This window comes from Achromobacter sp., from assembly GCF_036567245.1.
Classification (GTDB): Bacteria; Pseudomonadota; Gammaproteobacteria; order Burkholderiales; family Burkholderiaceae_B; genus Achromobacter.
In genome coordinates, this window is record NZ_DATCUY010000604.1 from 1 (window position 1) to 11,461 (window position 11,461).

An 11,461-nucleotide genomic window follows, 5' to 3' on the forward strand; every position below is an offset into this window, starting at 1 on the left:
GGCGTGATCGAAGTCGCCAGCCCGGCGTCGCAGGCGTCTTGCGCCGTGAACGCCTTGCCCTGCAGCAGCCATTCGGCGGCGCGGCGGGCGCCGGCCAGGCGCGGCATCAGCAGGCTGGACGCGCCTTCCGGGCATAGCCCCAGCGCCACGAACGGCATGCGCAAGGTGGCGCCTTCGCCCACGTAGACGAAATCGCAGTGCTGCAGCAGGGTCACGCCGATGCCGACGGCATAGCCCTCGACCGCGGCGATCACTGGCACGTCCGCCATGGTCAGCGCGCGCAGGAAAGTCAGGCCAGCGCTGTCGCCCGCGCCGCGCTCCGCCTGGAAGTCGCGCAAGTCGTTGCCAGCCGTGAAATGTTCGCCCGCGCCCGTCAGGATCACCGCCGCCACCGCCGTGTCGGCGGAGGCCAGCGCAATCTGTTCGGTCAGCGCCGCGTAGGTGGCGGTGTCCAGCGCGTTGCGGCGGTCCGGACGGTTGATGGTCAGCGTCAGCACCGCGCCGTCGCGGCTGACCTGCAGCCCGGCGCTCATGCGCCGAATCCCTGGGCCAGGCGGCTCTTGGCGTCCGCGTACTCGCTGCGCAGCGTGTCCACGATCTGGCGGGTCGGCAGCACGCTGGCGATGCCGCCCACGCCCTGGCCCGCGCCCCAGATGTCCTTCCAGGGCTTGACCCGGCTGGAGCCGAAGTTGGACGCGCCGCTGTCGGGCTGCGGCAGGTTGGCCGGGTCCAGACCGGCGGCCGCGATGCTGGCCTTCAGGTAGTTGCCGGGGATGCCGGTGAAGAACGGGGTGTACAGGATGTCCGAGGCGCTGGCGTCGACGATGGCGGATTTGTAGCCCTCGCTGGCGTTGGCTTCCTCGCTGGCGATGAAGCGCGTGCCCATGTAGGCGAAGTCCGCGCCCATGGCCTGCGCGGCCAGGACGTGCGCGCCTGAAGTGATCGCGCCCGACAGGATCAATGGGCCGTCATAGAAGCGGCGCACTTCGGACACCAGGGCGAAGGGGCTGAGCGTGCCCGCGTGGCCGCCGGCGCCGGCGCACACCAGGATCAGGCCGTCCACGCCGGCTTCCAGCGCCTTTTCGGCGTGGCGGATCGTGGTCACGTCGTGGAATACCTTGCCGCCCCAATCGTGCACGCCTTTGACCAGGTCGCCGGGGGCGCGCAGGCTGGTGATGATGAGCGGCACGCGGTGGCTGGCGCACACGGCCAGGTCCTGTTCCAGGCGATCGTTGGACTGGTGGATGATCTGGTTGACCGCGAACGGCGCCACCTTCGCGCCGGGGTTGGCCTCGCGGTACGAGGCCAGGCCGGCCTGGACTTCGTCGAGCCAGTCGCCCAGCAGGCTCTGCGGGCGCGCGTTCAACGCGGGGAACGAGCCCACGATGCCGCTGGTGCACTGCGCTACCACCAGCTTGGGATTGGACACGATGAACATGGGGGCGCAGATGACCGGCAGGGACATCTGGCCGTACAAATCAGTCACGAGAGAGTGGGGCATGGCGTCGTCGCGGAAAAGGGTCACAAGAGAAGACTTGAGCATCGTTGGCGGGTGTGCCTATAATTACCTACCGACCGTCCGGTAATTAATTAATCCTTATTAAACGGCATGCGCCGAAGCGCTGTCAATGGAGGTTCGCAAGAGCCTCCGACAGCGCCGGCGCGGCCCTCCTAAAGGCTGCCATGGCGACCTCCGCCCCTCCTGCCCAGAAACGCGCCCGCGCCGGCCGGCCGCCCACCGTGGCGGCTCCGCGCGAACGCATCCTGGAAGAAGCCGCCAAGCTCTTCGCCCAAAGCGGCTACGACGGCAGCTCCGTATCCGACCTGGCCGCGGCGCTCGGCGTATCCAAGGCGGCCATCTACCACTACTACACCACCAAGCAGGACATCTACGACGCCATCATCCTGGTCGCGCTGAGCGGCCTGACCCAGGCCGTGGCCCAGGATGTCGCGCGGGCCGAGGGCGCTACCGCCCGGCTGCGCGCCTTCATGGTGGGCCACGCGCGCTACTTCGAGCAGCACCACCCCGAATTCGTCACCATGCTGATCGGCTATTCCGGCATGGCCCTGACCGAACGCGAAGACGCCGCCCGGCTGCGCGACGGCTACGAGAAGCGCCTGCGCGAACTGATCGCGCAGGGCGTCGCGGCTGGCGAATTCCGCGCGCTGGATGTGGCCGCGGCGGGCCGCGCCGTGCTGTCCATGCTGAATTGGATGGTGCGCTGGTACAAGCCCGGCCAGGGCGACAGCGCCGAAACCATCGCCGCCGGCTATTTCGATCTACTGGTCGGAGGCATGCGCGCCTGAGACGCGCCTGCTCCCGGCTTGCCCCGCTTTTTGTGAGACTCCCATCATGGCCCTCGATACCGAAACCCTGAACCTGCTGCTGGACGCCGTGCGCCGCTTCGTGCACGAACGCCTGATCCCCGCCGAAGACGAACTGGCCGAAAGCGGCCAGGTGCCGCCGGACATCGTCAACGAAATGCGCGAGCTGGGCCTGTTCGGCCTGTCCATCTCGCCCGACCATGGCGGCCTGGGCCTGACCATGGAAGAAGAAGTGCGCGTGGTCTTCGAGCTGGGGCAGACCTCGCCCGCGTTCCGCTCGCTGGCGGGCACCAACATCGGCATTGGCTCGCAGGCCATCGTGCTGGCCGGCACCGACGCGCAGCGCGCCCACTACCTGCCCAAGCTCGCCAGCGGTGAACTGATAGGCTCGTTCGCGCTGACCGAACCCGACGCCGGTTCCGACGCGATGGCATTGCGCCTGTCCGCGGTGCGCGACGGCGACAGCTACGTGCTCAACGGCACCAAGCGCTACATCACCAACGCGCCCATCGCCGGCCTGTTCTCGGTCATGGCGCGCACCGCGCCGGAACGCCGCGCCAACTCGATTTCGTGCTTCCTGGTCGAAGCCGGCACGCCGGGCCTGACCATCGGCAAGCCCGACAAGAAGATGGGGCAGGCGGGCGCCCTGACCAGCGACGTGGTGTTCGACAACTGCCGCGTCCCGGCCAGCGCGCTGCTGGGCGGGGAAGAGGGCAATGGTTTCCGCACCTCGATGCGGGTGCTGGACAAGGGCCGCCTGCATATTTCCGCGCTGTGCGTGGGCATTGCCGAGCGCTTGCTGGGCGACGCGGTCAAGTACGCCATTGAGCGTAAGCAATTCGGCCAGCCCATTGCCGAATTCCAGCTGATCCAGGCCATGATCGCCGACAGCCAGGCCGAGCTCTACGCCGCGCGCTGCATGGTGCTGGACGCCGCCCGCATGCGCGACCGCGGTGAAAACACCACCATGCAGGCCGCCTGCTGCAAGCTGTACGCCACCGAAATGGTGGGTCGCGTGGCCGACCGCGCGGTGCAGATCCACGGCGGCGCGGGCTACATGTCCGAGTACGCGGTCGAGCGCTTCTACCGCGACGTGCGCCTGTTCCGCATCTTCGAAGGCACCTCGCAGATCCAGCAGCTGGTGATCGCCCGCGAAACCATCAAGGCGCATTCCTAAGCGCGGACACGGCCCAAGAGGCTAATATCCTGCATGACTGACGGTGATCCGGCAGCGGCCTTGGGCCGCGCCGGAATATGACGCGCCAGCGGCCGCGCGCCGCCGGCATGACGGAATTCCAGTCTGGCTTGCGCACCGCCGCAAGCCGGACGTTTTCATTTCTCTTCCAGCGAAAAGATTACTAATGTCGCAACGTCCCGCTCCCCTTACCGGCATACGCGTGCTGGACCTCACCCGCGTCCTGGCGGGTCCCTGGTGCACCCAGAACCTCGCCGACCTCGGCGCCGAGGTAATCAAGATCGAACGCCCCGGCGCGGGTGACGACACGCGGGCCTGGGGCCCTCCGTACCTGAAGGACGAGGCGGGCAACGACACGACCGAGGCGGCCTATTACCTGTCCGCCAACCGCAACAAGCTGTCGGTGGCGCTGGACATCGCCTCGCCGCGCGGCGCCGAACTGGTGCGCGAACTGGCGCTGCAAAGCGACATCCTGGTGGAAAACTTCAAGGTCGGCGGCCTGTCCAAGTACGGCCTGGACTACGACAGCCTGAAGGAACTCAACCCGCGCCTGATCTACTGCTCCATCACCGGCTTCGGCCAGACTGGCCCCTACGCCAGCCGCCCCGGCTATGACTTCATGATCCAGGGCATGGGCGGCCTGATGAGCATCACCGGCGAACGCGACGACCTGCCCGGCGGCGGTCCGCAGAAGGCGGGCGTGGCCGTGACCGATCTGATGACTGGCATGTACTCCACGGTCGGCATCCTGGCCGCGCTGCACGAACGCTCGCGCAGCGGCCTGGGCCAGCACATCGACATGGCGCTGCTGGACTGTCAGGTCAGCATGCTGGCCAACCAGAACCTCAACTACATGACCTCGGGCGTGGCGCCCAAGCGCGCCGGCAACGCGCACCAGAACCTGGTGCCTTACCAGGTGTTCGCGGCCAGCGACGGCCACCTGATCGTGGCGGTCGGCAACGACAGCCAGTTCCGCAACTACTGCGGCGCGATCGGCCTGCCCGAGCTGTCGGCCGATCCGCGCTTCGCCACCAATCCGCAACGCGTGAAGAACCGCGCCGAGCTGGTGCCGTTGCTGACCGAACGCATGGCTACCGGTGCGCGCGATCACTGGCTGGCCGCGCTGGAAGCCGTGGGCGTGCCGGCCGGTCCCATCAATACGCTGGACCAGGTCTACGAGGACCCGCAGGTGCTAGCGCGCGGCATGAAGCGCGAAATGGCGCATCCGACCGCGGGCACGGTGCCGATTGCTGCCAGCCCGCTGAAGTTCTCCAGCAGCCCGGTCGAGTACCGCCGCCCGCCGCCCATGCTGGGCGAGCACACCGAGCAGGTGCTGTCCGAAAAGCTGGGCCTGTCGGCCGAAGAAATCCTGGCGCTGGCGCAGAGCCGGGCCTGAACCCTATCCAATAAAAGCAGGAGAGTGTTGATGAAGGAGATTCAAACCATCGGCGTCGTCGGCGCCGGGGCCATGGGGCGCGGCATCGCGCAGATCGCGGCGCAAGCCGGGCTGCGCGTGCGCCTGTACGACACCAGCGCGGATGCCGTGGCGGCCGCGCGCGAGTCGCTGCGCCAGACCTGGGACAAGCTGGCCCAGAAGGGCAAGCTGAGCGCCGCCGACGCGCAGGCCGCGCTGGAACGCGTCGAATCCGCCACCGCGCTGACCGACATGTCGAACTGCCAGCTGGTGGTGGAAGCCATCGTCGAGCGCCTGGACGTCAAGCGCGATCTGTTCGCCGCGCTGGAAGGCGTGGTGGCCGAAGATTGCATCCTGGCGTCGAACACCTCGTCGCTGTCCATCACCGCCATCGCTGCCGCCTGCAAGCATCCGCAGCGCGTGGCGGGCTACCACTTCTTCAACCCGGTCGCGCTGATGAAGGTGGTCGAAGTCATCGACGGCCTGCGCAGCGCGCCCGAAGTCGGCGACGCGTTGGCCGAGCTGGCCCATCGCATGGGCCACACGCCGGTGCGCGCCAAAGACATGCCGGGTTTCATCGTCAACCACGCCGGCCGTGGCATGAATACCGAAGGCCTGCGCGTGGCGCAGGAAGCCGTGGCGACCTTCGCCCAGGTCGACGCCGTCATGCGCGAGCAGGCCGGCTTCCGCATGGGGCCGTTCGAACTGCTGGACCTGACGGCACTGGACGTGTCCCACCCGGTCATGGAATCCATCTACCGCCAGTTCTTCGACGAGCCGCGCTTCCGTCCGTCGCCCATCACCACGGTGCGCCTGGCCGGCGGCCTGATCGGCCGCAAGGCGGGTGAAGGCTTCTACGTCTATGCCGACGGCCAGAAGCAGGTGCCGGCCGAGCCGCCCGTGCCGGCCCTGCCCGGGAACCTGAAAGTCTGGGTCAGCCCCAGGCACGCCGAAGGCTACGCCCGCGCTGCCGCGCTGGTCGAAAAGCTGGGCGCCACGCTGGTGACCGGCTCCACGCCCGATGCCGACGCGCTGATCCTCGTCACGCCCTTCGGCGAGGACGTCTCCACCACGGTTTCCGCGCAAGGCCTGAACGCGGCCCGCACGGTCGGCCTGGACACGCTCTATGCCTTCGATACTGCCAAGCGCCGCACCATCATGGTGTCGCCCGCCACCGAGGCCAAGTGGCGCGACGCCGCGCACGCGCTGCTGGCCGCCGACGGCGTGCCGGTCACGGTGATCGAGGATTCGTCGGGCTTCATCGCCCAGCGCATCGTGGCCACCATCGTCAACATCGCCAGCGACATCGCGCAACAGCAGATCGCCACGCCCAAGGACATCGACCTGGCGGTGACGCTGGGCCTGGGCTATCCGGTGGGTCCGCTGGCCCTGGGCGACAAGCTGGGCGCCGACCGCATCCTGGAAATCCTCAAGAGCATGCAGCGCGTGACCGGCGATCCGCGCTATCGCCCCAGCCTGTGGCTGCAGCGCCGCGTGCAGCTGGGCATGTCGCTGACGAAGGCGGCTGGCGAGCAGTGATGTGATGGCTATGCATGGCGGGGCACCGCCCTGGCATGTACAAAAAAGCCCGCAAGACTTTGTGTCTTGCGGGCTTTTTTTCCCTGAAGGACCGGCCGCCTCAGTTGGCCGGCTTGACACCGATCAGCGAGACCAGCGGCGTCCACAGCGCGATGTCGTCGCGGATGCGGCGGGCGAACTTGTCCTTCACCTCGCCTGCCCGCGGCTGGCTGCCGGACGCGTCGAATTTGCTCAGCACTTCCGGGTCGCGCAGCATCACCTGCACGGCGTCGGCCAGCCTGTCCACCACTTCCGCGGGCGTGCCGGGTGGCGCGAACAGGCCGTTCCAGGTTTCGATCTCGTGCCCAGCGATGGTGTCGGCGATGGCCGGCACGCCGGGCAGCTGAGGCACGGGCTGGCGGCTGGATACGCCCAGGAAGCGGATGCGGCCGCTATCTTTATAAGGCAGGATCTCGGAGATGTTGGCCGAGTACAGGTCGGTGGTGCCGCCCATGGTGTCGAGCAGAGCGGGCGCGCCGCCTCGATAGCCAATCAGCGTCGCCTCGATGCCGGCGCGCTTCAGGAACACCAGCACCGACATGTGCGACATCGACCCTTCGCCACCGTGCGCGACGGTCAGCGCGCCTGGTTTGGCCCGGCCGTACTCGATCAACTGCGCCAGGGTTTGGAAGCGCGAGCTGGACGGCACCGTGAGCACCAGCGGGTTGCTGGCGATGTTGGCCACCGGTACCAGATCGTTCAACGGGTCATAACGCACGTTGAACAGGAACCGGACCAGCGAAACCTGGCCGATCGATCCCACCATCAGCGTATTGCCGTCGTTGCGGGAACGGATCAGCGCATCGGTAGCGATGGTGCCGCCAGCGCCTGCCTGGTTTTTCACCACCACCGACGACCCCAGCGTGCGGCGCAGGGAATCGGAGGTGATGCGCGCCACATAATCGGTGTTGCCGCCCGGCGGGTAAGGCACGATCAATGTGATGGCGGACGCGTCCTGGGCTTGGGCCAGCGCGGATAGCAGCAGCGGCGAGGTGGCCAGCAGCCGCGAGAACTGACGACGATTCATGTTGATTTCCCCTTGTGTCGTAGTGATGCGCGGCTTTGAACTCAGCGGGTCGCGGCAGCCATTTGGCCGCTGCCCTTGGCGCCGACTACCTTTCCGTCTTCATACACCGTGGCGCCGCGCACCAGGGTACGCACCGGCTTGCCCTTGAGACGGCGGCCGGCGTAGGGGCTCCAGCCCACCAGGCTGAGGACGTCCTCGTCGCGCACTTCGTATTCGGTCTCCAGGTCGACCAGTACCAGATCGGCGTCCAGGCCCGCGCGTATTTCACCCTTTTCGCGCAGCCGGAACAATTCGGCGGGTTTGGCCGAGCAGGCCTCGGCCACCCGTTCCAGGCTGATCTTGCCTTCCTGCGCCGCGGTCAGGAACATGCTCAGGTAGAACTGGGTCGACGGCGTGCCGGTATGGGCTTTCCAGCCATCGGTCCAGCCCACTTCCTTCTCTTCGCGCGTGTGCGGGGCGTGGTCGGTGGCAATGATGTCGATGGTGCCGTCGTTGAGCCCTTCCCACAGGCCGGGCACGTTCTTCTCCGGCACCCAGTACGACAGTGCATACGAGCCCAGGCGCTGGATGGCCGACCATTCGCAACCCAGGAACAGGGCCCAGGGATTGATCTCGCAGGTGACTTTCTGGCCTGCCGCCTTGGCCTCGCGGATGAGCTGCACGCTGCCGGCAGTCTGGGTGTGCAGAATGTGCAGATGGCAGCCGGCCGCCTTCTGCAGCCGCAGCAGGGTGGCGATGGCGGTTTCCCAGATCACGCCATCATGAGCGGCATAGGCACGCGCGTAGGCAAGCGCGTCGCGTTCGCCGCGGTCCCAATAGGTCTGTTCAATCACATCCATCAAGGCCTGGTCGTGCGGGTGCACCATCAATGGCACGTCCAGTTCGGCGCAGCGCTGCATGATGCGCAACAGCTTGCCGTGGTCATGCACGCCGATGCCGGGCATGTGCGGGTAGTCCCGTCCCGTGTCCACCACCATGAAGATCTTGAACGCTGCAATGCCCGTGGCGGTCATGGCTTCCATCTCCGACTCTATCGTCGGCGCCGGATTGAAGTTCCAGTCGACCACGGCGTCGCTGCGGTAGATGGCGAACTGTTTTTCCAGCAGGTCCAGCGAGTTGGGAGGCGGATTGACGTTGGGCATGCCCACGCTGGTGGTGACGCCGCCAGCCGCGCATTGCTGCGTGGCGGTGAGGATCGTGTCCTTGTATTCGAATCCCTTTTGCGAGCCCTGGCGATGGTGCGAGTGCATGTCGATGGCGCCCGGCAGGACGGCCAGGCCGCTCGCATCGATGACGTTCTGCGCCTGGGGCTCGCTGCCGGCCTCGTACAGGCCGGCGATCTTGCCGCCGCGGATGCCGATGGAGGCGCGCACGCGGCCTTGCGGCGTGACCACGAGGCCGTTCTTGATCAAAGTGTCCATGCTGTTTTCCTTGTGATGGGGAATGCCAAAACGATCAGGCCGCGCGTGCGGCAGGCGGGACGGCGCGCTGGCGCACCGTGTCCCAGACCTGCATGACGTAGTCCTTGCTCAGGCCTTTGGTGATGAAAACCATGCGGGATCGCCGGTCCGTGTCGGGCCATTCCGGCAATTCGGTGGGGGGATGGAACAGGCGCTGCACGGCTTGCAGCACGATGGGCCGTTCGTGGCCGGCGATGTGCAGGATGCCCTTGACGCGCAGCAGCTCGTCCGGATGCGCCATGACCAAGGCATCCAGCCACGCGCTGACTTGCGGCCATTGCAAGGGGGCGGTGAAATCCAGGCAGAAGCTGTCGATGCGCGCATGGTCATGCGCGTGCGTGTGCTTATGGGTGTGTTCATGCGCATGTCCACCATGCCCGTGCCCGTCCGCGTAAGGCTCGGCATTGAGCCATTGCCGGGCCTGCTCCGGGCGCACGTCCACGTCGTAGACGTCCGGCCCGTCCAGCACCGTGGCATCCGGCCGCGCCGCCGCGTTGCACACCACGCGCGTTGCCCCCGGATTGACGCGCGCAAGCGTGTCCACCAGTGCTGTGACTTGCGCGCCGGGCAGTTCGGTCTTGGTGACGATCAAGGCATCGGCGACGGCCACCTGCTTGACGGCTTCCGGGTGCGCGGCCAGCGTGCCCGGCCCGTTGACGGCGTCCACCACGGTCAGCACGCGATTCAGGCGAAACGAGCGTGCGACTGGAAACGTCATCAAGGCCTGGATGACCGGCACCACGTCGGCCATGCCCGTGGTCTCGATCAGGATGCGATCGAAGGCGGCGATGGTTCCGGCGCTGCGCTTGGCGCGCAGGTCGCGCAGGGTCTCGACCAGGTCGCCTTGCACGGTGCAGCACAGGCAGCCGGTGGTCAGTTCGATGGTGTTGTCGTTGCTGCTGGCGATCAGCGCGTGGTCGATGCCGATCTCGCCAAACTCATTGACGATGACCGCCGCACCGGCCAGCGCCGGGTCGCGCAGCCAGTGATTCAGCAGGGTGGTCTTGCCGCTGCCCAGGAATCCCGTCAGCAAAGTGACCGGAATGCGCGTTTCGGAGGTCTCGCCATGTGCCATGATCCGTCCTTGCAAAAAACACTAAATTCGCAACCATTGCGATTAAGTGAATTTTTGCATTGAGTTGAGGCTTTGGCAAGTCCCGTCGTTTCGAGCCACCCGCCTTGGCACAGAGGGGGAGGGTGACGCTGCTAGAATCGCGGAGAAATTAAATTTCGCAATGGATGCGAAATCACGCGCCAAACAGGCGTAACGATAGGGAGAGGTCGACGTGGCGGGTGATATCAGGACGCGCAACCGGATACTGCACATCCTGCAGCTCTATGACAGGCGCGCCGCATGGTCGGTCGAGGACATCGCCGTCGAGATGGATGTGTCCGTCAGTTCAGCCTATCGCGACGTGCAGGAACTGGTGCGCGCCGATTTCCTGACCCCGGTGATGGGCGCGCGCTATGTGTTGGGGCCCACCTTTGCCCATTTCGACCTGCTGATGCGCCACGGCGATCCTTTGCTGAAGGTGGCCGAGCCGCTCATGCGCCGCCTGGTGGAGGCGACCACGCCCTCGTCGGCCTCGGTGCTGACGCGCAGCTACCAGGACAAGGTCATGTGCATCCACCAGGAAATCGGCGATCCGGCCGCGCGCGTCGGACGCTACGAACGTGGCGCCACCATGCCGATGTTTCGCGGCGCGACCTCCAAAGTCATCCTGGCGCACCAGAGCCGCCGCGCCCTGGAGCGCATGTACCTGGCCCATGAAGAGGAAGCGCGCGCCATCTCGCACTGGAAGAGCCTGAAGGACCTGTGCCTTGAACTCGATGCCATCCGCGAGGCGGGCGTAGCTGTCAGCGATTCCGAGATAACCCCGGGGACCATAGGCATTGCGGCGCCCATTTTCCTGGAGCAGCGCGTGGTGGCTGGATTGAGCCTGATCGTGCGCGCCGAGCATTGCCGGCTCGAACCATTTCGCGCGGCGGTGATCGAGGCCGCCAGCCAGATCAGCAGCCAGCTGGCCGAGGTCGATGGCGCCTGGGTGGCCCGCAGCTGAACACCGGCATCCGGCCTTGGCAATCCGCTCGCGCCTACCGGTCCGGCGCAAAGAAAAAGCCCCTTGATCAGATCAAGGGGCTTTTTTCCATCGTGGGCCGCAAGTCTTACTTCGCCGCATCCACCATGTACTGCACCGCTGCGCGGATATCGTCTTCCGAGGCGTTGGCCGCGCCGCCCTTCGGGGGCATCGGCGGCTTGCCTTGCATGGCGACCTTCACCATGGCGTCCATGCCGGTCTTGATGTACGGATCCCAAGCGGCCTTGTCGCCGAACTTGGGGGCGTTGGCCACGCCGGTGGCATGGCAGGCAAAGCAGACGCTCTTGTACAGCTTTTCGCCGGCCGGGTTGACCGCTGCTGCCGCTTGCGGGGCGGCGGCGGGAGCCGCCGGAGCGGGCGCCG

At 66.7% G+C, this 11,461-nt stretch carries 11 protein-coding genes; 5 read left to right on the forward strand and 6 right to left on the reverse strand.

Going from position 1 to position 11,461, the window contains the following annotated elements; translation table 11 throughout:
• Both VIR09_RS25570 and VIR09_RS25575 read right to left on the reverse strand, forming a co-directional pair.
• Positions 1 to 533: enoyl-CoA hydratase-related protein (locus VIR09_RS25570; protein ID WP_332015394.1), on the reverse strand; the 533-nt coding region annotated here is incomplete at its 3' end.
• Positions 530 to 1,501, reverse strand: coding sequence for a nitronate monooxygenase family protein (locus VIR09_RS25575; protein WP_332015395.1), 972 nt, complete (start codon positions 1,499 to 1,501; stop codon positions 530 to 532). The genes VIR09_RS25570 and VIR09_RS25575, both read right to left, overlap by 4 nt.
• Before the next feature lie 182 nt (positions 1,502 to 1,683).
• Here VIR09_RS25575 and VIR09_RS25580 point away from each other — a divergent pair, with 182 nt between their 5' ends.
• The 4 genes from VIR09_RS25580 to VIR09_RS25595 all read left to right on the forward strand — a co-directional run bounded on the left by VIR09_RS25580 (position 1,684) and on the right by VIR09_RS25595 (position 6,473).
• On the forward strand, positions 1,684 to 2,307 hold the full coding sequence (locus VIR09_RS25580) for a TetR/AcrR family transcriptional regulator (protein WP_332015396.1): 624 nt from the start codon (positions 1,684 to 1,686) through the stop codon (positions 2,305 to 2,307).
• Positions 2,308 to 2,353: 46 nt separating this feature from the next.
• On the forward strand, positions 2,354 to 3,502 hold the full coding sequence (locus tag VIR09_RS25585; protein WP_332015397.1) for an acyl-CoA dehydrogenase family protein: 1,149 nt from the start codon (positions 2,354 to 2,356) through the stop codon (positions 3,500 to 3,502).
• 184 nt (positions 3,503 to 3,686) lie between these two features.
• Positions 3,687 to 4,916, forward strand: coding sequence for a CaiB/BaiF CoA-transferase family protein (locus VIR09_RS25590; protein WP_332015398.1), 1,230 nt, complete (start codon positions 3,687 to 3,689; stop codon positions 4,914 to 4,916).
• A 30-nt stretch (positions 4,917 to 4,946) separates the two neighbouring features.
• Entirely contained in the window at positions 4,947 to 6,473 is a 1,527-nt protein-coding gene (locus VIR09_RS25595; RefSeq protein WP_332015399.1) for a 3-hydroxyacyl-CoA dehydrogenase, read from the forward strand.
• Positions 6,474 to 6,573: 100 nt separating this feature from the next.
• Here the strand turns inward: VIR09_RS25595 and VIR09_RS25600 are convergent, their stop codons facing one another.
• The 3 genes from VIR09_RS25600 to VIR09_RS25610 are packed head-to-tail and all read right to left on the reverse strand — an operon-like array spanning position 6,574 to position 10,074.
• Entirely contained in the window at positions 6,574 to 7,539 is a 966-nt protein-coding gene (locus VIR09_RS25600) for a tripartite tricarboxylate transporter substrate binding protein (RefSeq protein WP_332015400.1), read from the reverse strand.
• A gap of 41 nt (positions 7,540 to 7,580) precedes the next feature.
• On the reverse strand, positions 7,581 to 9,014 hold the full coding sequence (locus tag VIR09_RS25605) for a dihydroorotase family protein (protein ID WP_332015404.1): 1,434 nt from the start codon (positions 9,012 to 9,014) through the stop codon (positions 7,581 to 7,583).
• A complete protein-coding gene (locus tag VIR09_RS25610; RefSeq protein WP_332015401.1) occupies positions 8,995 to 10,074 on the reverse strand; it encodes a GTP-binding protein in 1,080 nt (359 codons plus the stop codon). The genes VIR09_RS25605 and VIR09_RS25610 overlap by 20 nt, the downstream gene beginning before the upstream one ends.
• A 211-nt stretch (positions 10,075 to 10,285) precedes the next feature.
• Between VIR09_RS25610 and VIR09_RS25615 the strand changes: the two genes are divergently transcribed.
• Complete coding sequence (locus VIR09_RS25615) at positions 10,286 to 11,059, forward strand: IclR family transcriptional regulator (protein ID WP_332015402.1); 774 nt, start codon at positions 10,286 to 10,288, stop codon at positions 11,057 to 11,059.
• A 106-nt stretch (positions 11,060 to 11,165) separates the two neighbouring features.
• Here VIR09_RS25615 and VIR09_RS25620 read toward each other — a convergent pair.
• A partial coding sequence (locus VIR09_RS25620; protein ID WP_332015403.1) for a c-type cytochrome occupies positions 11,166 to 11,461 on the reverse strand: 296 nt, incomplete at its 5' end.